Source organism: Bradyrhizobium sp. CER78 (genome assembly GCF_029846235.1).
GTDB lineage: Bacteria > Pseudomonadota > Alphaproteobacteria > Rhizobiales > Xanthobacteraceae > Bradyrhizobium.
This window is the reverse complement of sequence record NZ_JARVWP010000007.1, coordinates 171,667-191,618: the sequence shown is the minus strand read 5'-3', so window position 1 is coordinate 191,618 and position 19,952 is coordinate 171,667. Positions and strand designations below refer to the sequence as shown.

Annotated in this window: 19 protein-coding genes; 9 read left to right on the top strand and 10 right to left on the bottom strand. The window is 65.1% G+C overall.

The genetic code is table 11. From position 1 onward, the window contains the following. Positions 1-182 precede the first annotated feature (182 nt). Both QDT69_RS17450 and QDT69_RS17445 read left to right on the top strand, forming a co-directional pair. Positions 183-917 carry an SDR family oxidoreductase gene (locus QDT69_RS17450; protein ID WP_279707711.1) on the top strand — a complete coding sequence of 245 codons (735 nt, stop codon included), beginning with the start codon at positions 183-185 and terminating at the stop codon, positions 915-917. A 282-nt stretch (positions 918-1,199) separates the two neighbouring features. Further along, positions 1,200-1,577 (top strand): CsbD family protein, encoded by a 378-nt coding sequence (locus tag QDT69_RS17445; protein ID WP_279707710.1) that lies wholly within the window; start codon positions 1,200-1,202, stop codon positions 1,575-1,577. Positions 1,578-1,717: 140 nt separating this feature from the next. Here the strand turns inward: QDT69_RS17445 and QDT69_RS17440 are convergent, their stop codons facing one another. Both QDT69_RS17440 and QDT69_RS17435 read right to left on the bottom strand, forming a co-directional pair. Further along, entirely contained in the window at positions 1,718-3,442 is a 1,725-nt protein-coding gene (locus QDT69_RS17440) for a DUF459 domain-containing protein (RefSeq protein WP_279707709.1), read from the bottom strand. Positions 3,443-3,781: 339 nt separating this feature from the next. After that, positions 3,782-5,164 carry a lytic murein transglycosylase gene (locus QDT69_RS17435; RefSeq protein ID WP_279707708.1) on the bottom strand — a complete coding sequence of 461 codons (1,383 nt, stop codon included), beginning with the start codon at positions 5,162-5,164 and terminating at the stop codon, positions 3,782-3,784. 224 nt (positions 5,165-5,388) lie between these two features. On the opposite strand from QDT69_RS17435, the gene galU reads away from it, so the two are divergent. Continuing rightward, a complete protein-coding gene (gene galU, locus QDT69_RS17430) occupies positions 5,389-6,264 on the top strand; it encodes a UTP--glucose-1-phosphate uridylyltransferase GalU (RefSeq protein WP_279707707.1) in 876 nt (291 codons plus the stop codon). A 257-nt stretch (positions 6,265-6,521) separates the two neighbouring features. Here the strand turns inward: galU and QDT69_RS17425 are convergent, their stop codons facing one another. Then, a complete protein-coding gene (locus QDT69_RS17425) occupies positions 6,522-7,478 on the bottom strand; it encodes a hydrogen peroxide-inducible genes activator (protein ID WP_279707706.1) in 957 nt (318 codons plus the stop codon). A 118-nt stretch (positions 7,479-7,596) separates the two neighbouring features. Here QDT69_RS17425 and katG point away from each other — a divergent pair, with 118 nt between their 5' ends. Further along, complete coding sequence (katG, locus tag QDT69_RS17420) at positions 7,597-9,762, top strand: catalase/peroxidase HPI (protein WP_279707705.1); 2,166 nt, start codon at positions 7,597-7,599, stop codon at positions 9,760-9,762. A gap of 101 nt (positions 9,763-9,863) precedes the next feature. Here the strand turns inward: katG and QDT69_RS17415 are convergent, their stop codons facing one another. The 4 genes from QDT69_RS17415 to QDT69_RS17400 all read right to left on the bottom strand — a co-directional run bounded on the left by QDT69_RS17415 (position 9,864) and on the right by QDT69_RS17400 (position 11,777). Further along, on the bottom strand, positions 9,864-10,064 hold the full coding sequence (locus tag QDT69_RS17415; RefSeq protein WP_279707704.1) for a hypothetical protein: 201 nt from the start codon (positions 10,062-10,064) through the stop codon (positions 9,864-9,866). After that, positions 10,061-10,201, bottom strand: a complete 141-nt coding sequence (locus QDT69_RS17410; protein WP_279707703.1) for a hypothetical protein — start codon at positions 10,199-10,201, stop codon at positions 10,061-10,063. The genes QDT69_RS17415 and QDT69_RS17410 overlap by 4 nt, the downstream gene beginning before the upstream one ends. 114 nt (positions 10,202-10,315) lie before the next feature. Then, entirely contained in the window at positions 10,316-11,326 is a 1,011-nt protein-coding gene (locus QDT69_RS17405) for an aldo/keto reductase (RefSeq protein ID WP_279707702.1), read from the bottom strand. A 25-nt stretch (positions 11,327-11,351) separates the two neighbouring features. Then, positions 11,352-11,777, bottom strand: coding sequence for a PaaI family thioesterase (locus QDT69_RS17400; RefSeq protein ID WP_279707701.1), 426 nt, complete (start codon positions 11,775-11,777; stop codon positions 11,352-11,354). A 94-nt stretch (positions 11,778-11,871) separates the two neighbouring features. On the opposite strand from QDT69_RS17400, the gene QDT69_RS17395 reads away from it, so the two are divergent. Both QDT69_RS17395 and QDT69_RS17390 read left to right on the top strand, forming a co-directional pair. Further along, on the top strand, positions 11,872-12,501 hold the full coding sequence (locus QDT69_RS17395; RefSeq protein WP_279707699.1) for a CoA pyrophosphatase: 630 nt from the start codon (positions 11,872-11,874) through the stop codon (positions 12,499-12,501). A 145-nt stretch (positions 12,502-12,646) separates the two neighbouring features. Next, positions 12,647-13,843 carry a hypothetical protein gene (locus tag QDT69_RS17390; RefSeq protein WP_279707697.1) on the top strand — a complete coding sequence of 399 codons (1,197 nt, stop codon included), beginning with the start codon at positions 12,647-12,649 and terminating at the stop codon, positions 13,841-13,843. A gap of 120 nt (positions 13,844-13,963) precedes the next feature. Here the strand turns inward: QDT69_RS17390 and QDT69_RS17385 are convergent, their stop codons facing one another. Then, the gene (locus QDT69_RS17385) at positions 13,964-14,263 is read right to left on the bottom strand and encodes a hypothetical protein (RefSeq protein WP_050419584.1); all 300 of its coding nucleotides are present in this window, start codon (positions 14,261-14,263) and stop codon (positions 13,964-13,966) included. 206 nt (positions 14,264-14,469) lie between these two features. On the opposite strand from QDT69_RS17385, the gene QDT69_RS17380 reads away from it, so the two are divergent. After that, positions 14,470-14,949: a hypothetical protein gene (locus QDT69_RS17380; RefSeq protein ID WP_279707696.1), complete on the top strand. Its 480-nt coding sequence runs from the start codon at positions 14,470-14,472 to the stop codon at positions 14,947-14,949. A gap of 19 nt (positions 14,950-14,968) precedes the next feature. Then, positions 14,969-15,871, top strand: coding sequence for a CoA ester lyase (locus QDT69_RS17375; RefSeq protein ID WP_279707695.1), 903 nt, complete (start codon positions 14,969-14,971; stop codon positions 15,869-15,871). 14 nt (positions 15,872-15,885) lie between these two features. On the opposite strand, the gene QDT69_RS17370 is transcribed toward QDT69_RS17375, so the two are convergent. Then, the gene (locus QDT69_RS17370) at positions 15,886-17,100 is read right to left on the bottom strand and encodes an EAL domain-containing response regulator (RefSeq protein ID WP_279707694.1); all 1,215 of its coding nucleotides are present in this window, start codon (positions 17,098-17,100) and stop codon (positions 15,886-15,888) included. A 363-nt stretch (positions 17,101-17,463) separates the two neighbouring features. Further along, positions 17,464-18,753, bottom strand: a complete 1,290-nt coding sequence (locus tag QDT69_RS17365; RefSeq protein WP_279707693.1) for an MFS transporter — start codon at positions 18,751-18,753, stop codon at positions 17,464-17,466. A 147-nt stretch (positions 18,754-18,900) separates the two neighbouring features. Here QDT69_RS17365 and QDT69_RS17360 point away from each other — a divergent pair, with 147 nt between their 5' ends. After that, positions 18,901-19,848 carry a TAXI family TRAP transporter solute-binding subunit gene (locus QDT69_RS17360; RefSeq protein ID WP_279707692.1) on the top strand — a complete coding sequence of 316 codons (948 nt, stop codon included), beginning with the start codon at positions 18,901-18,903 and terminating at the stop codon, positions 19,846-19,848. The last annotated feature ends 104 nt before the right edge of the window (positions 19,849-19,952 follow it).

Sequence of the window (19,952 nt, the reverse complement as noted above, 5' to 3'; positions counted from 1 at the left end):
CTCCCGTTGATTTTTTTGCGTTGTGCGAGCTGCAACGCTGGCACCGATCCGCCGAGACGTCAAACCGGCGATCCCTGATCGGCACGCGCGCAGCGCGTTAACGCAAGTTTTGCGTGGGCTTTTGCGTTGGCTTTTCGCAAAGGATCGTGCTCAATCAAGAAAACAGCAAGAGAGGAAACGCGATGAACGAGCTCGATTTCGGCGGCAAGCAGGTACTGGTGGTCGGCGGCTCCAGCGGCATCGGCAATGGCATCGCGCAGGCTTTCCGCGCCAAGGGCGCGCGCGTCGCCGTGTACGGCACCCGCGCGCAGGCGAGCGACTATTCGAAAGAGGAAGGCTCGGATCTCGAGGGCCTTGCCTATGCGCAGCTCGATGTCTCTGATCCGCAGGCGATCGATCACCTCGAGCCGTCGTTCGATCGCCTGGACGTCCTGGTGCTGGCGCAGGGCGCGGTGATTTACCGCCGCGGGGAATTCGAGATGGAGGGCTTTCGCAAGGTGCTCGAGGTCAACCTGATGAGCCTGATGGCCTGCGCCACCAAATTCCACGCGATGCTCAGCGCGAGTCAGGGATCGCTGATCATCGTGAGCTCGACCGCGGCGTATCATTCCACCATGGGCAATCCGGCCTACAACGCCTCGAAGACCGGCGCCGTCGGGCTGACGCGCACGCTCGGTGAGGCCTGGGCGGAGAACGGCATCCGCGTCAACGGCATCGCGCCCGGCCTCGTCGACACCAAGATGACCAAGGCGACGACCGCGAATCCAAAGCGGCTCGAAGGCGCGCTCGGGCGCATTCCGCTGAAGCGTCTCGGTACGCCCGCCGACATGGCCGGCGCCGCGCTGTTCCTCGCCTCGCCGCTTGCGTCCTACATCGTCGGCCAGACCATCGTGGTCGACGGCGGGCTCATTCTCTAGAGAGCATGATGAATTGAGGTTTGAAGGCAACCGCGAAGGAACTGTGCTCCCTCTCCCGCTTGCGGGGGAGGGTTGGGGTGGGGGCTTTCTCCACGAGCCGCATCGTTGAGAGAGCCCCCACCCGCATCGCATCTTCGATGCGATGCGACCTCCCCCGCAAGCGGGAGAGGTGAGCTAGTCTGCGGCTCGACCGATTCAACCTTACTTCACCCCGCTCTTAGCTCCAGGAACCTGCGCAAGGTTCCGCGGTTGGCTCCCTGACAGTTTCAGGGAGCAATCGTGATGGACAAGGATCGGATTTTCGGAACGGCGAAGGAGTTTGCGGGCAAGGCCGAAGGTGCCGTCGGCGATGCGACCGGCGACGAGCAGACGCAGGCCTCGGGCCGCGCGCGCGAAGCCGCCGGCACCGTGCAGGATCTCTACGGCCAGGCCAAGGATGCCGCGCGGGATGCAGCCGACACCGCGGTCAATTACGCCAAGGACGCCTTTGAGCATCGCGGCGAGACCATCCGCGGCGGGCAGAAGGCGATGGCAAGATCGGTGCAGGACAATCCGCTCGGCGCGCTCCTGATCGCCGGCGGTATCGGCTTTGCGCTGGCGCTGTTGATGACGCGCCAGCCGCGCCGCCCGCCGCCGTCACGCTGGCGCTATTACGGCTGAGATCCGCGATAAACCCGTAGGGCGCGTTAGCGAAGCGTAACCCGCCATCTTGCCGCGCAAGACATCGGCGGGTTACGGCTTCGCCTAACCCGCCCTACAAATTTCTAGCCATTGTTCAGGATCGCGTTCTCACGCGCCGCTTACTGCCAGGGATTCCCCGGCGCTGCGGCCCGTTGTCCGACATTGCGCGGCGGACGCGGTGGCGGAGCCACCAGCGGACGCTGCTGCGGCGCGCCGAAGCCGAAGAAGTCGCGCAGCCAGGGCTGCGGCTGCTGCTGTTGCGGCTGGGCCTGCGCCGGACGGAATACACGCTTCTGCGGCTTCGGCGCGGTGATGATCGAACCGTCGGGCGCGATCGCCGTGGTCGAGGGCGGCGGGTTCGCAGGTCCCCCCGCCGCGGGTGCAGCCGGCGCCACCGCAGCAACCGGCACGTCGCCCTTGGCCTGCTCGCGGCCGATCTCGCGGCGCGGCCAGGCGAAATCATCGGCGCGGCCGGCGGGCGGCGCCAAGGCCTCGCCCTTCACCAGCGTGCGCGCGGCGAGCGCATCGACCGCGGCGGGCCGCGAGCCGGGGCCGCCGAGCAATTGATCGGTGCCGACTGTGGAGGCGACCAGCGGCAGCACGGGGCCTGCCAGCGGCCGCGGCGGCGGCTTGCCGGGCTCGGTGCTGGTCTCGGGCGCCGCCGGCTCGCTTGGCAGCGCGATCGGGCCGCTGCGCACCGCAAGCAGCCGGGTCACCTCGCGCTCGACGTAATGCGCGAGCTTGCGCGCGCCGGCCTTGGTGAAGAACACGCCGTCATCGGAGCGCAGCTTGCGCGGCTGGCCTTCGAAGTCCGGGCCCTTCTGCATGAAGCGGCCGGCCTCGTCGACGAAGCCGTCCCAGACGTCGACATAGGTGATGCCGGCCTTGCCGGCGCCGTCGCGGTAGAGCGCGTCGAGGAACAGCATGTCCGATGTGCCCTTCTGGCCGCGGATCGCGGGCAGGCCGACCCACAGCACCGGCACGCCCTTGCTTTTCAGCACGTTGATCAGCTCTTCGATCTTCTTGCCGTAGAGCTCGACCCAGCGGTCGTCGCGGAAGTCATAGAGGCCGTTGGGTGAGCGCGCGGTCTTCTCCGGCGCTGCCTGCGAGTCCGTGTCGGCGTCGTCGGCCGGCGGCTCGGTCTCGGCGGGCTTATTGTCGGCCTTGCTGTCGGTCTTGCCGTCAGTCTTGGCAGCGGCATCGGGCTTGTCGCCAGGCTTTGCGTCCGGCTTGCCGCGCGCGTCCTTTTTCTCGTCCTTCTTGTCGACCTTCTTCTCCACGACCGGTTCGCGGATCGAGGTGCGGTCGTTGAGGCCGAGCATCACGACGATGGCGTCGGGGTTCTCGGTGGCGAGAATGCCCTTGGCGGCGGCCGCCCAGTCCGCCGGGTCACCCTTCGGCTGATAGCGGATCAGGCCGGAGACCGTCTTGTGCTTGCGGATCACGCCCATGTCGGGCTGGTCGGAATAGGCATCCTCCAGGCCGTAGGCGAGCCAGTCGGCCATCGCGTCGCCGATCACGAGCACGTTGCGCTCGGCTGCGGCTTCGCGCTTGGCCGGCGGCGGCGCACGGGAGAAATCCTCGCGCGGCCGCTGCGGCTGTGATTGCGGCTGCTGCTGCTGGAACGGCGCGAAGAAATCGCCCCCGAACCAGCCGCCGCCACCGCCATGCTGCGGCGGCGCGCGGCGCTGCGGCTGCGGTGGTCCGCCGCCGAAGCCGGGGAAGCCGAAGAACTGCGCCGAGGCCGGCTGCGCGATGCCGATCAACAGCGCGAGCGCCACCGCCAGCGCGACCAGCGGCCCGGCTTCTGTGAATACGCGCAGGAAGGACTTCGGCTCTCGCATCGGGTTCGGTCGCAAATGATCTGGAAGTACGTGAGCATATTAGCGGAATCGGGCCGCAAGCGGGCAGCTTTTCCACCATAAATCGGGTGCCTCCGGCCGCCGTCAAGGCGGGCGGCAAATATCGGATTTCACGGTTACTTTCGGGGGAGGGGGTACAGGGCGGTTGCCGCGACGGAACTGCACTCCCTCTCCCGCTCGCGGGGGAGGGCCGGGGTGGGCGTCTCACCGCGATGGGACCAGTCATTCTGCCGAGAAAGCCCCCACCCGGATTGCATCTTCCATGCAATCCGACCTCCCCGCAAGCGGGAGAGGTGGGAGCAAGAGCCGTAACCCGCTGCTCTACCGCCCCCGCAGCCGTTCCAGTACCTCTGACGTGGCAAAACCGTCGGCCGGGGCGCCGATCGAGACCTGGAAGCCGCGCAGCGCCTCGCGGGTCTGGCCGCCGAACTGGCCGTCGGGCGTGCCCTTGTAGAAGCCGCGCTGGGCCAGCAACTGCTGCAGTTCCAGCCGCTCGGCGCGAGACAGCACCCGCTCCTGGCGCGGCCAGGGCTGCACGAAGGGCGCCCCGCCGCGCAGGCGATCGGCGAAATGGCCGATCGCGAGCGCATAGGCCTCGGCCGGGTTGTACTTCATGATCACCCGGAAGTTCTGCAGCATCAGGAAGCCCGGACCCTCGGCGCCTGCCGGCGCCAGCAGATAGGCCTTGTCGGACGGCCGCGGGAACGGCTGGCCGTTCGGCCGCTTGACACCGAGCTGCTCCCATTGCGACAGCGGCATCACCTTGGCGCGGTCGGCCAGCATGTAATTCAGGCCTTGCGGCAGCACGACCTCGTAGCCCCAGCTCGCGCCGGGCTGCCAGCCGTCCTTCTTCAGATTGTTGGCGGTCGAGGCGATCAAATCGCTGGGATTGTCGACGACGTCGCGGCGGCCGTCGCCATCGCCGTCGACGGCGTAGCGCTTGAACGCGGTCGGCATGAACTGAGTCGGGCCGAACGCGCCGGCCCAGGAGCCGCGCATCTGCTCGGGTCTGAGATCGCCGCGGTTGAGGATCTCCAGCGCCGACAGGAATTCGTCCTTGAAATAGGCCTGGCGCCGTCCGATGCAGGCAAGCGTCGCGGTCGACTGTACCACGCTGCGATCGCCCATCTGGGTCGAGTAGTTCGACTCGATGCCCCAGATCGCCGCGATGATATAGCGATCGACGCCATAGGCCTTCTCGGTCGCGTCGAACTGCGGCTTGTATTTGGCAAGGATCTCGCGGCCCTTGGCGAGCCGCGCATCGCTCACCAGGATGTCGAGATAGTCCCAGATCGCCTTGGTGAATTCCGGCTGCGAATCCAACAGGTCCATGATGCGCAGATCGGGCTGCAGGCCCGCGGTGAAGCGCTCGAAATTCTGCTGCGTGATGTTGCGCCGTGCGGCATCTGGCCACATCGCGGCGACGCAATTCGGGAAGTCCGAGGCCGCCTGGCGGATCGCGGCGGCGGTCATCAGCGGATGGCCGGAGGCGCCGTCTTCGCCGCTCCAGGGCGGCGCTGCGCCGTCCTGCCCGGTCGCGGCCTGCGGCGGTGTTGTGGCGTTAGGTCCCGAAAAGATGCTGTCGATCAGGTTGGTCAGGCCGTTGCCCGCCGATTGAGCCTGCGTGCTGCCGGGCAGCAGCAGCGCCAGCGCGATCAGGCTCGCGCTGAAAAGCCTGGTCCGTGATGTTCCCATCGAGCGCATTTGTCGTGTGCCTGTCAAAAAACGTGCTGTTCCAGAAGGACCCGGGACGGTTTCCAATAACTTAACATGGGCGAGATTTCGTCGTGGCCCGCATTGGCTGACGGGAACGGCGGAATTAAGCCGCACCACACATCCGCCTTTGTTGGCGGCTGCAAAACGAGGTACCAAGGTGCGATTCATTTCGCGCCGTCGTCCCACCCATTTCAAGGGCTCCCGATAATCCCATGAAGATCCGCAAAGCCGTCTTTCCCGTCGCCGGTCTCGGTACCCGCGTGCTGCCTGCCACCAAGGCGATGCCGAAGGAGATGCTGACGATCGTCGACAAGCCCCTGATCCAGTACGTGGTCGACGAAGCGAGGGAAGCCGGCATCGAGCACTTCGTGTTCGTCACCGGCCGCAACAAGGGCGTCATCGAGGATCACTTCGACCGCATGTTCGAGCTCGACACCACGCTCGCGCAGCGCGGCAAGAAGACCGAGCAGGACATCCTGGCGCAGAACCAGCCGGAGGCCGGCGCGATGAGCTTCACCCGGCAGCAGGCGCCGCTCGGGCTCGGCCACGCGGTGTGGTGCGCGCGCGACATCGTCGGCAACGAGCCGTTCGCGGTGGTGCTGCCGGATGAGCTGGTGCTGAACACGCCGGGCTGCCTGAAGCAGATGATCGACGCCGCCAACAAGCTCGGCGAGAAGTCGAACGTGATCGCGGTCGAGGCGGTGCCCGACGAGGTCACCCATCAATACGGCATCTGCAGTGTCGGCAAGCGCACCGGCAACATCTTCGAGGTCGACCGCATGGTAGAGAAGCCGCCGCAGGGCACCGCGCCGTCCAATTTGTCGATCACCGGCCGCTACATCCTGCAGCCGGAGATCTTCAACATCCTGGCGACGCAGGAGCGCGGCGCCGGCGGCGAGATCCAGCTCACCGACGCGATGATCGGGCTTGCCAAGACGCAGAAATTCTACGGCGTCGAGTTCGAGGGCGAGCGCCACGATTGCGGCTCCAAGCCCGGCTTCCTCCGCGCCAACATCGCCTTCGGCCTCAAGCGCCCCGAGCTGCGCGACGGCCTGATCGCCGAGATGAAGAAGTATCTGGAGAAGTGAGGGGGCGGGCAGGTCACTCGCATGCGCATGCGCGGGCGATGACACTGAATAAGCCTCGTGCGCGCGCCACATATTCTCTGTCGTCCCTGCGAAAGCAGGGACCCATAACCACGAATGGTTATTGGTGAGCGACGCTGGAACGACGAGTTCCGTTCACAACATCCGCCGCGGAGTATGGGTCCCTGCTTTCGCAGGGACGACAGTGGTGAGTGTGGCGCGGTCAAACTCAGCACGAGCCTTCAGCAACGCAATCGCAATCACCCAGCTTTCCGTCGCCCCGCACGCTTAGCCGGCTCCTTCGCGCCATCCTGCTTCGGCGCGCGCAACTCACGGGCGGCGAGGCTGACAACGTCGGCGATCTGTTGGAGCTGCGAGGCGAGCGGAGAGGTCTTGCGCCAGACCATGCCGATGGTGCGCGAGGGCTGCGGGTGCTTGAAGCGCGACACCGTGACCGGTGCCGAGCGCGTCTCCACCGTCACCGCCATCTCCGGAATCAGGGTGACGCCGATGCCGGCGCCGACCATCTGCACCAGCGTCGACAGCGAGCTCGCATCCAGCACCTCGCGCGGCGGCGAGGACTGCATGTTGCAGAACGACAGCGCCTGGTCGCGGAAGCAATGGCCTTCCTCGAGCAGCAACAGCCGCATCTCGCGCAGCATCTCGGCGCTCGGCACCGGCGTCTTGGCATCCTCGCCCGGCCGCACCAGCAGGAAATTCTCGGAGAACAGCGCGACCTCGGTCAGCGACGGTTCCGACACCGGTAGCGCCACGATCGCGGTGTCGAGCCGGCCCTCGGCGACTTCCTTGATCAGCTTCGGCGTCAGCGTCTCGCGGACATGGATGTCGAGCTCGGGATGCAGCCGCGCCAGGGTCTCGATCACCTTCGGCAGCAGATAGGGCGCAATGGTCGGGATCATGCCGACGCGCAGCCGTCCGGCGAGCTTGTCGCGCGAAGCGCGCGCGAAGTCACCGAGCTCGTCGACCGAGCGCAGGATGTCGCGCACGCGATGCAAGAGTTCCTCGCCGAACGCCGTCAGGGTGACCTGGCGCGCGCTGCGTTCGATCAGCACGCCGCCGACCGCCTGTTCCATCTCGCGGATCTGCATCGACAGCGCCGGCTGCGACACCGCGCAGGCATCCGCGGCGCGCCCGAAATGGCCGTGGCGGGCCAGCGCATCGAAATACCTCAATTGCCGGAATGTGACATTTATCATCAGATTATCTTATTGCCGCGATCATTAAAGTCAATTTCACCTGATGGATTGAGGCGCGTAGAATCGTTCTTGGAAGAGCTCCAGCACATTCCAGAATCCATCACCTCGGAGAAGAAACATGGACGCAAAAACCGACGAAGGCGCGGGCAAATGCCCATTCACGGCAGCCCCTCGCGGACACACGAATCGTGACTGGTGGCCGAAGTCGCTGGACGTTCAGGTCTTGCATCACAACTCCAGCCTGTCCGATCCGATGGGCAAGGGGTTCGACTACGCCAAGGAATTCAAGACCCTCGACCTCAACGCCGTGATCAAGGACCTGACGGCCCTGATGACGACGTCGCAGGATTGGTGGCCGGCGGACTTCGGCCATTACGGCGGCCTGATGATCCGCATGGCCTGGCACTCGGCGGGCACCTACCGCATCAGCGACGGCCGCGGCGGCGCGGGTGCCGGTCAGCAGCGTTTCGCCCCGCTCAACAGCTGGCCTGACAACGCCAACCTCGACAAGGCGCGCCGGCTGCTCTGGCCAATCAAGCAGAAATACGGCCGCAAGATCTCGTGGGCCGACCTCTATGTCCTCGCCGGCAACGTCGCGCTGGAATCGATGGGCTTCAAGACGTTCGGATTTGCGGGCGGCCGCGCCGACGTGTGGGAGCCGGAAGAGCTGTATTGGGGTCCGGAAGGCACTTGGCTCGGCGACGAGCGCTACAGCGGCGAGCGTCAGCTCTCCGAGCCGCTCGGTGCGGTGCAGATGGGCCTGATCTACGTCAACCCGGAAGGCCCGAACGGCAACCCCGATCCGGTCGCTGCCGCGAAGGACATCCGCGAGACGTTCTTCCGCATGGCGATGAACGACGAGGAGACCGTTGCGCTGATCGCCGGCGGCCACACCTTCGGCAAGACCCACGGCGCGGGTGATCCGTCGCTGATCGGGCCGGAGCCGGAAGGCGGCGCGCTCGAGGAGCAGGGCCTCGGCTGGAAGAGCAAGTTCGGCACCGGCGTCGGCGCCGACGCGATCACCGGCGGCCCCGAGGTCACCTGGACCCAGACGCCCACCAAGTGGAGCAACCACTTCTTCGACAACCTGTTCAAGTATGAATGGGAGCTGACGAAGAGCCCCGCAGGCGCGAAGCAGTGGAAGGCGAAGGGCGCGGCGGCCGACATTCCGGACGCGTACGACCCGTCGAAGAAGCATGTCCCGACCATGCTGACCACCGACCTCTCGCTGCGCTTCGACCCGGCCTATGAGAAGATCTCGCGCCGGTTCTATGAGAATCCGGATCAGTTCGCGGACGCCTTCGCCCGCGCCTGGTTCAAGCTCACGCATCGCGACATGGGCCCGATCCAGCGCTACCTCGGCCCGCTGGTGCCGAAGGAGACCCTGATCTGGCAGGACCCGGTGCCGGCGCTCGATCACGCCGTGATCGACGACAAGGATATCGAGGCGCTCAAGGCGAAGATCCTCGCCTCGGGTCTGTCGGTGTCCGAACTGGTATCGACCGCCTGGGCTTCGGCCTCCACGTTCCGCGGCTCCGACAAGCGCGGCGGCGCCAACGGTGCGCGCATCCGTCTCGCCCCGCAGAAGGACTGGGAGGTCAACGAGCCGGCGCAGCTCAAGACTGTGCTGTCCAAGCTCGAAGCCATCCAGAAGGAGTTCGGCAAGAAGGTCTCGCTGGCCGATCTGATCGTGCTCGGCGGCGCGGCTGCGATCGAGAAGGCGGCGAAGGACGGCGGCACCAATGTGAAGGTCCCCTTCACGCCGGGCCGTACCGACGCCTCGCAGGAGCAGACCGACGCCGCTTCCTTCGCCCCGCTCGAGCCGCGGGCTGACGGCTTCCGCAACTACATCAGCGGCAAGCCCCAGGCCATGCTGCCCGAGGAGGCGTTGGTCGATCGCGCGCAGTTGTTGCGGCTCACCGGACCGGAATTGACGGTCCTGGTCGGCGGACTGCGTGTGCTCGGCGCCAATGCCAAGAAGTCGAAGCACGGCGTCTTCACCGGCAAGCCGGGAACGCTGACCAACGACTTCTTCCTCAACCTGCTCGACATGGGCACGGTGTGGAGCGATGTCGGCGAGGGCCTCTATGAGGGCCGTGACCGCAAAACCAACGCGGTGAAGTGGACCGGCACCCGCGTCGACTTGATCTTCGGCTCGCACTCGCAGCTGCGCGCGTTCGCCGAAGTCTACGGCGCGTCGGATGCCAAGGAGCAGTTCGTGAACGACTTCGTCGCGGCCTGGGCGAAGGTGATGAACGCCGATCGCTTCGATCTCGTGAAGTAAGCGGCGGACAACGGCAATCGATAGGACAGGGCGGCGCTTCGGCGCCGCCCTGTTTCATTTGGGAGATGCAATTGGAAGACGAAGGGCTTTCGGCGTTTTGCTCAGTCGTGCAGTTTCATGTGGCGGATCATCTCGTCGAACTCCGCCTGCGTCGACGCAGTCAACGCGACTTGCGGCGCGCTATTGATGGCGTAGGGGACATCGCACTGCGAGGCGTCGCGCCGGGGCTCGAGGATTGCAGTCAGGCTCGCCCAGCAGACGAAGAGCGCCACGATCCAGTCCAGTACATTGGTTGCCGTCATGGCAGCACCGGCATCAGCATTTCCATGCGCCGATGGTGCAGCCGGCGCGGGGCTTGCGCAATTCGGAAGCTACGAAACGTGACTTCGGCAAAACCGAGCGGGTTGTCCGTACGGAACTGATACAGGACACCGGTCATTGCGAGGAGCGATAGCGACGAAGCAATCCATTTCTCCGCTTGCGGCACAATGGATTGCTTCGCTCCTCTCGCAATGACAGCGAGCGTCAGACTCTAGTCGTACGGTCGCTGCGGCTATCCAGTCCGCGCCCGGCGCCCTTCGATCGGGTACGCCGGATCGTTGAACCCCGGCGTCGAGGGATGGCCTGACACGACGAGGCGATCGATCAGGGCTTCGTCCTCGGCGGTGAAGCGGTAGTCGAGCGCGCGGATGTAGTCGTCCCATTGCGCCTCGGTGCGCGGGCCGGCGATCACGGCGCTGACGAACGACGAGTTCAGCACCCAGGACACTGCGAACTGCCCGGCGGTGATGCCGCGGCTCTCGGCGTGGCGCTTGATCTCCTGCGCGAGCTGCAAGGATTCCGGCCGCCACTCGGTCTGCATCATGCGCTTGTCGTTGCGCCCCGCACGGGTGTCGGCGGGCGGCGCCGCATCGGGCGCATATTTGCCGGTCAAGACGCCGCGCGCCAGCGGGCTATAGGGCACGATGCCGAGGCCGTAATAGGCGCAGGCCGGGAAATGCTCGACCTCCGGCATCCGGTTCATCGCATTGTAGTAGGGTTGGCTCGCGACCGGACGATCGATGCCGAGCCGGTCGCAGATGTTGCAGATCTCGGCGACACGCCAGGCGCGGTAGTTGGAGACGCCGAAGTAGCGCACCTTGCCGGCGCGGATCAGGTCGCCCATCGCGCGCACCGTCTCGTCGAGCGGCGTCGCGTGGTCTTCCTTGTGCAGGTAATAGATGTCGATGTAGTCGGTGCCGAGCCGCTTCAGGCTCTCGTCGGCGGCCTGCAACACCCAGCGTCGCGACAGGCCGCCATGGTTCGGATCCTCGCCGATCGGATTGGCGAGCTTGGTCGCGAGCACCCAGTTCGATCGGCTGTTGGAGATCGCGCGGCCGACGACCTCCTCGGATTTGCCGCCATTATAGGCGTCGGCGCTGTCGATGAAGTTGATGCCGGCCTCGCGCGCCTTGGCCACGATCCGCGACGAGGTCGCCTCATCGGTCGGCCCGCCGAACATCATGGTGCCCAGGCAGATCGGCGAAACCTTGAGGCCGCTGCGGCCGAGCTGGCGGTATTGCATCGATCGTTCCTCCCGAATGACAGGATCAACTCTCGTTCTTCAGAATCTTGAACACGCCGTTGGCCATCGCGATGCAGCGCTTCTCGACGGTCACCTCGGCGGTGATGAAGATCAGGCTGCGGGTCGAGCGTACCACGCGCGGCCGCGTCGTCAGGATCTCGCCGATCTTGCCGGCCTCGACGAAATGGGTGTCGAGCTGCACCGTCGCAAGCGTCGGCTTGCCCGAGACGAAGCGCGCGGCCATGCCGCAGGCGCGGTCGGCGAAGGTCATGATCACGCCGCCCTGCACCAGGCCGCGGCGGTTATGGTGCTTGTCCTCGGTGATCAGTGCGAGCTCGAGCGCGCCGTCCTTCAACCGTTCCCACAGGGGACCGATCAGCGTCAGGAAACCCGTGGTTTCGGCGACCTTCCAGCCGTCGGATTTGAGTCTGTCCGCGGCCTTGGCCGTCATGAGGTGAGGATCCGTTGCTTTAGCTATGATTGATCGCAGGAGGCATGTCGTTCAGCTCATTTCATCAAACGCTGTTGTGTTGTAGTCAAGCTCAATGGCCCGCACATTTGACGATGCCACCCGGCGGAATATCGCAGAGCTCTGTGCTGCGTTTGCGCGCCTGGCGCCGGCCGATGCCGCGCCGGCGCTGAAGCGCGCCGCGGTCGCGATCGCGCTGACCGAAGGTGATGACGGCCACGGCACGGCGTTCCTGCTGACCCGGCGCAGCGCGCGCCTGCGCGCCCACAGCGCGCAATGGGCATTGCCGGGCGGGCGCTGCGATGCCGGCGAGACGCAGCCCCAGGCTGCGCTGCGCGAATTGCACGAGGAGCTTGGCCTTGCGCTTGGCCCGCGCGACGTGCTCGGCATGCTCGACGACTATCCGACGCGCTCCGGCTACCTGATCACGCCAGTCGTGGTCTGGGCCGGCGCGCATGCGGCGCTCGCGCCGAACCCGGACGAGGTGGCGTCCGTCCACCGCATCGGTCTCGATGCGATCGAGATCGACGACGCATTCAGCTTCGTCACGATTCCCGAGAGCGCGCGGCGGGTGATCCGCTTCCGGCTCGGCGGCCAGCAGATCCATGCGCCGACCGCCGCGCTGATCTATCAGTTCCGTGAGGTGCTCGCCGGCCGCAACACCCGCGTCGCCGATCTCGAGCAGCCGGTGTTCGCATGGAAGTGACTGTCGTCACCCCGTCGTCTCCGCGGCTTTTGCGCGGAGAATACCGCATTGTGGCGAAAATTCTGGGCCTGATCGCGGCATCCGGCCGCCTTCGATCCGGACATTTCCGGGCTGACTTCGCAGCAGTGCTTGCTACAACGAGGCCATGCGCCCGCAATTGATTCGCCTTTCGTCAGGATTTGTCGCGCTCGCGCTTGTCGCCAGCGCGCCGTCAGTATCGGCCGGTGAGGCCGATACGCTGCCGCCGTCCGTCGCCAACGCGATGGCGCAGGCCTCGCCGCAGGCGATCATGGAATATCGCCGCAAGCTGCAGGAGTACGAGGAGGCGCGCGCCGCCTTCGAGCAGGATGCGGGTGCCTATTGGAGCGCGATCGCCGACAAGCGGCGCGGCCGCAACGCCAAGCGCCGCGACCGCGTGCAGATCACGCTCGACGATTACGTGCTGCAGCAGCCTCCGGTCTATGAGGGGCCGAGGCGGCCGGTCAATCCGGCTCCCGAAGAGGAGGGCGGCAAGCCGCCGCGTCCACCCAAGACGATCCCGGTGGTCTCCGATCTCGTCAGGGCGGCGGCCGAGCAATTCCAGTTCGCGCCGCAACGGCCGTCGAGCGAGGTGGAGTTCAAGCGCGCCTATGCCCGCTACGCGCGCGCGGCGGGCCTGACCCCGGAGCAGGCGGTGCGGGTCTATTCATTCGAGACCGGCGGCACCGGCAATTACGACGTGCAGGCCGGCATCGAGCATGGCGGCAAGCGCGCCATCTCCACGGCGATGGGCTACAACCAGCTGCTCACCACCAACACCGTAGAGCTATTGGCCGAGCAGGGCCATGAATTCGTGCGGGATCTGACCGAGCGCGTTGCGCGGACGCAGGGGCCGGCGCGCAAGGCCATGGAGCACAAGCTCGCGGTGCTGAAGAAGATGGTCGCGTTCACCCGTACCGTGCCCGACGACTGGTCGGCGCATCAGCGCCTCGCCGACACCGCGCAAGGCTGGGCGTGTCACGCCATGGTGCTCGACATCGACGTCGGCCCGATGCTGCAGACCCACAAGCTGCTGACCTCGGTGATCTTCGCCCGCAACAAGGGTTACACAAGGCCGCTGACTGCGGCCGAACTCGAGATGATGAATCTGACCGGCGACGGCACCGGGCTCGACATGGTGACCATGCCGCAGGCGATGCGCGAGCAGGTGCCGACCGCGAACTTCTTCCAGCGCTCGGGCTATGAGCGCAACCCGGTCGCGATCCGCCACAACACCGTGGCCAGGCTGCTTGCCGTCACCAACGAGCGGATGGACTTCAACAGCAACAAGCCCGGCGCAAGGGAATTGGCCGGGGCGTTCTGAGGTCTGCCGAAATGACGTCAGGGTATTTCCGGTTCTGATTGAATCAGAACCGGAGCGCTCAACTCTTCTTTTGACGCGTTTTCTTCACGCGCACCGGCGTCCACTTCGCTCGAAAACGCTCTATTTCGAACCGAACATGAACTTGCCGTCGCCCTCGAGATAGGGTCCGGAGCGCATGTAGAGCTGACCGTTCTGTCCGATGAAGAACAGCGTCCCCTTCGGCACTTTCTTGGCGCCCTTCAGCAGCGTGCCGGCATTGCTGGTCCCCATCTTGTAGGCCCAGGTCTTGCCCTCCTTGTCATAGGCGTAGCCCATGTCGGACTTCAACTCCCAAGGCGCAGCCTCCTGCGCGAATGCGCATGTCGTCATCGCAGCAAGGGTCGCGGTCGCAATAAAGGTCTTGGTCAAAAAATGCGTCATGATCCACCTCCGGCCGAAAAAAACGGCATCGTCCCCACGGTTCTGAACAAATCACGAACGGTATTCGGGCGTCAATACGACAATCGGCGCGGCCGCTCACAGAGATCAGCGACTTTGTGATTTCCCGCATCAAGCTTGGCGACTATCTTCGCGTTTCCGTTTACAAACGCTTTGATTGGCGGAAACACTACCTGGGGGTGATCGCGATGAACCACGTCATGAAGATCGGTATCGGTGTCGCTCTGTCGTTCATGGCGCTGGCGTCAGTCGCGCAGGCGGACGAGTTCAAGCTCTCCAACAACCAGCGCATCTCCTGCAGCCGCGGCCTGTCCGCCGGCAAGCTCAAGACGTCAACCTGCAAGTCCTACGCCTATCTGTTCAACGCCAAGACCTCGGAATACTTCCGCTGCCAGGTCTCGCTGGCGCTGACGCAGGACAACAAGGAGGTCATCAACGTCCAGGCCGACGGCAGCTGCACCAAGAAGCCGCGCATCTTCGAGACCGATGGCAATTACACGTTCGATGCCACCGAGACCGAGCCGCCGAACACCAACTCGTTCTTCGGCACCGGCGGCTATGCGATCTGGGCCAACGACACCACCACCCAGAAGATCCGCGGCTGCATCACCATCTCGTCCGGCCTCGGCTCCGACATTTCGAAGTGCCTTGACATGACGTTTCAGTGACGGCGGTGCGGGCCGTGTGATGCGCAAGCTGCGCCCAGCCCCGCTCTGCCGCTCCTGGCTGTTTCTCGAAGGCGCCAACGAACAGGTGCTGCAGCACGCGGCCGCCAGCGGCGCCGACGTGCTGATCCATGAGCTCGAGGATTTCACCCCGCCGTCGCTGCGTCCGAAGGCGCGGGCGCTGGCGGCCGAGCTCTACGCAACCTGGCGCGAGCAGAGCGCGGTGGTCGCGGTCCGCGTCAACCCGTTGGACCAGGACGGCATGGACGATCTTGCCGCCGTGATGCGAGGCCGTCCTGATATTGTCGCGCTGCCGAAGGTCGCCGAGCCGCACCATGTTGTCAGGCTCGACGAGGCGGTGACGCGGTTCGAGCGCGACTATGGCATCGCCGAGGGATCCACGTCACTGCTGCCGAACATCGAGTTTGCACGCGGCCTGGTGCAGACCGGCGCGATCGCGGCGGCGAGCCGGCGCACCATCGGCTGCCTGATGGCCTCCGAGGATCTCGCCGCCGATCTTGGTGCCGAGCGCGGCAGCGACGGCCTGGAGCTCGCTTACGCGCGGCAGCGCTTCATCGTGGAATGTCGCGCCGCTGGCGTCGCCGCGGTCGACTGTCCCTACACCTGGAGCGATGCCGCGGGCGTCGCGCGTGACACGATCTGGGCGCGACGGCTGGGATACACCGCCAAGAGCCTGGTCGATCCCGCGCATGCGGCCATCGTCAACGGCGTCCTCACGCCGAGCGAGGACGAGTTACGCCAGGCGGGCAGGATCGTTGCGGCCTTCGAAGCGGCGCGGACGCAGGGCCTTGGGCGCGTCGAGCTCGACGGCTCGCTGCTGGAAGTCCCGACCTATTCCAACGCAAAGCGGTTGATCGCGCGCGGCGAGGCGCTGTACGCGATCGATCGCGAAGCTCGGTCCTGACCGGAGGCGATGCCTCAGGAGGCCGGCTCTTTCTCCGAGAAGTGCATCCGTGAACGGGCGAACTTCTTGACGCCCATCGGCTTGCCGAACAGGTAGCCCTGGACCTGATCGAAGTTCATCTCATGCGCGGCGAGAAAATCCGCGCGCGTCTCGACACCCTGGGCAACGACCTGCGCGCCGGCATCGTGGGCGAGCTCGACGATGCGCCGGCACACCGTCTGCTTCAGGCGCTGATCGGCGCAGCCGGTGACGTATTGATGATCGACCTTGAGCTGGACGAACGGAAAGTTCGGCAGTCCGAGCAAAGACGGCCAGTTCGCGCCGACATTGTCGATCGAGATGCCGATGTTGTGTAGGCGAACGCGCCTCGCGACCTCGATCGCGAGATCCAGATTGTCGATCACCTCGGTGCTGTCGATCTCGATCAGCAGGCCAGCGAAGGCCGCATGGTCCGGAATCCGGTAACACAGCTCGCGCACCGCATGATCGTCGGCGAGAAACGAGATCGGCAGGTTGATCGAGAGATTGACCGGCCCGATCTGTTCGAGGAGATAGCGCCAGTCCTCGATCGCGCGCTCGATCACGAACTCGGACAGCGCGTGAAAATGCGGATCGCTTTCGTCGGGGATGAAGTAGGCCGGCGGCACGACCCCCCATGCGGGATGGCGCATGCGGATCAGTGCCTCGGCTCCGCTCGGAACCAGCGTCCGGAGATGAATTTTCTGCTGATACCACAGCTCGAGCCAGCCGGCCTTCAGCGCTTCAGGCACGTCCACCGCCGGGCTCGGCGCCGGCTCGAGCGGCAGCAACGAGGCAAGGCTGTCACGAAGGGTTCCGGCGCTGAACGGGGTGGACAGGGCCGGTAGCATGGCGATGCCGTACTCATCGCCGATCTGCCGGACCGCTTTGACGATGATCGAGTCCGGTTGCCCGATGACGAGGACCTTGCCGCGATAGTCCTTTCTCACCAAAGTCTCGAGAATTTTACTGACTTCGATGCCGTCCACGGACACGCCGAGCACCAGAACATCGGGTTGTTCCGCGTCCAGGACAGTGTCGAGTTCCAGCGCCTGGCCGCATTCGCTGGTGATGAAGCCGAGGTCGTCCAGCGCCTCCGCAAGGAAGGTTCGAAGATGTTTTTTGCTGTCCGCAATGCATGCGCGCGGGGTCAGCTTGCGATGTCCGAACCATCCGGCTCGTGTTTGTGTGATGTGGCTGATGTGATTCATGCCCCGCCTTGTCCGTAATTACCCCGGCTTGACTCGTACATCTAAGAACCCCGGCAATCATGGAAATTTCTGGTTCATACATTGATTGGCTCGCTAACCTTAAAGGATTCAATTCGAATCAAATGATGCTGGAATCGCTGCGTCTTGCCGCGGTTACACGCGCAACAAATGCGTCATCTGAGCTTCATGAGCGCGATTGCGCTCGACTTTGGACGTACGCGGAAACATTGCGCGCGTGTGTCATCGAGAGACGGCGTTAATGACTGTGTTGTCGCGTCGATGCAGATGCGGAACTGGATCATTGTCGGACATCGGATCGCTTCACGCGCGCTGATCCGCGATGCGCCAACCGCGAATCACGGATCATCCGTTGTGTGATGCCAGTGCAGCTGCGTGTGATGTCGCCGTTGCCGTTCGCAACGTCTCCGGCATCAGCGCGCAGTAGCCGATGAGCCCTGCACAAGCGACGGCTGCAAGGAACAGGAATGCGGCGCTGTACCCGGCGTGGACAATGATGAATCCGGCAACCGCCGTGCTCAGCGCGCCGCCGAGACCGGTCGCCGTGGCGATCGCGCCCTGGCTGATGTTGAAATGCCCGGTACCGTGCGTGAGATCGGCAACCACGAGCGGGAACAGCGCGCCGAAGATTCCGGCGTCGATGCCGTCGAGCAGTTGCACCGACATCAGCCAATACGGGTTGTCCGACAATGGATAGAGCGCGCCGCGCACAGCCAGCACCGCGAGCGCGACAGCGAAGATCGGCTTGCGGCCCCAGACGTCGGCCTTGCGTCCGACCAGCATCGCAACCGGCACCATCACGATCTGGGCCGCGATGATGCAGACCGACATCAGCGATGTGCCGAGGTTGCGATTGACCAATGCGAGCTTCTGGCCGACCAGCGGCAGCATCGCTGCATTGGCAAAATGAAAGATCACGGTCGAGACCGCGAAGATCAGCAGCGGCTTGCAGGTCAGCAGCACGCGAAAGCCGGTTGGCCGGTCATGCGCCGTGCTGTGCTCCTCGGCGGTGTCGTCGAGCCCGCGCGCGACCTGGTGGTCGATGGCGGCTGATGGGATCGACAGCGTCGCGGCGATGCTGGCGAGCGCCATCGCGGCCAGCAGCCAGAATACGACGACAGGGCCGAACCAGTAGGCGGTGCCGCCGGCGATCGCCGCGGCCACGGCGTTGCCGGCGTGATTGAATGCCTCGTTGCGGCCGGTGCGCGCCGCGAACGCCTTGGGGCCGACAATGCCGAGCGTCACTGCGGCGATCGCCGGCGCGAACACCGAGCCGCTCGAGGCGGCAACCGCCTGGGTCGCGGCGACCAACGCGAAACGGTCGAGCAGAGGCAGCAGCAGGCACGCGGCGGTCACGGCGACCGCGGCTGATATCATCAGGGCGCGCTTGGCGCGGCTGCCGTCGATCAGAGCACCGGCCGGTGTCTGTGCGACGATCCCCGCGATCGCGGCGATCGACATCACCGAGCCGATCGAGGCCTCGTCCCACTTCCGTTCGGTCAGGAGGTAGATCGCAAGATAGGGGCCGAGCCCGTCCCGCACGTCGGCGAGGAAGAAGTTCAACGCATCAAGCGCGCGCTCAACGGTCGTCGTCCCGGACGGCTGCAAGTCATACCTCGCGGCGAGATTGCGCATCTTAACCCGCTTGCTCGCGCAGAGTTCTCGCGCAGGTAAAGTGGTGCTGCCATCAGGCATTTTGGCCACGCATGCGTCAATTGGATGGGTTGACCCGGCGGGGGTGTGCGGCCAATTTCCGGCCGGGCTTAGGGGAGAATAATGCTCATGAATTCGAGGTTGATGGCTGCCGCGATCGTGGCAGCCAGTGTTTTGGCTGCGCCCGTCGCGCAGGCCGAGCAGTTCATTAACGTGCTCACCGGCGGCACCTCTGGCGTCTATTATCCGCTCGGCGTCGCGATCGGGAAGATCTACGGCGACAAGATATCAGGCGTGAAGACCCAGGTGCAGGCGACCAAGGCCTCGGTGGAGAACCTGGTGCTGCTGCAGCAGGGTCGCGGCGAGATCGCCTTCACGCTCGGCGATTCGCTGAAGGCGGCCTGGGAAGGCGACGCCGAGGCCGGCTTCAAGACCAAGCTCGACAAGCTACGCACCATCGGCGCGATCTATCCGAACTACATCCAGATCGTCGCGACCGCCGAAAGCGGCATCAAGACGCTCGCCGATCTCAAGGGCAAGAGCCTGTCGGTCGGCGCGCCGAAATCCGGCACCGAGCTCAACTCGCGCGCGATCCTCGCGGCCGCCGGCATGAGCTACAAGGATCTCGGCAAGGTCGAGTATCTGCCGTTCGCCGAATCGGTCGACCTGATGAAGAACCGTCAGCTCAACGCCACACTGCAGTCTGCGGGCCTCGGCGTCGCCTCGCTGAAGGACCTCTCGACCTCAAGCGACATCACCGTGGTCGCCGTGCCGAAGGAGACCGTCGACAAGATCGGTTCGCCCTTCGTCTCCGTGATCATCCCGGCCAACACCTATACCGGCCAGGACAAGGACGTGCCGACCGCCGCGGTCGTGAACTACCTCGTCACCTCGAGCGCGGTGTCGGACGATCTCGCCTATCAGATGACCAAGCTGATCTACGAATCGCTGCCGGAGCTCGCCAATGCCCATGCCGCGGGCAAGGAGATCAAGCTCGAGGCCGCCGCGACCGGCAGCCCGGTGCCGCTGCATCCCGGCGCGATCCGGTTCTACAAGGAAAAGGGCCTGATCAAGTAGGGGCTCGAGATTCGGCTTCCACCGTCATTGCAAGCGAAGCGAAGCAATCCATCGCGCCGCAAGCGGAGAGATGGATTGCTTCGTCGCTTCGCTCCTCGCAATGA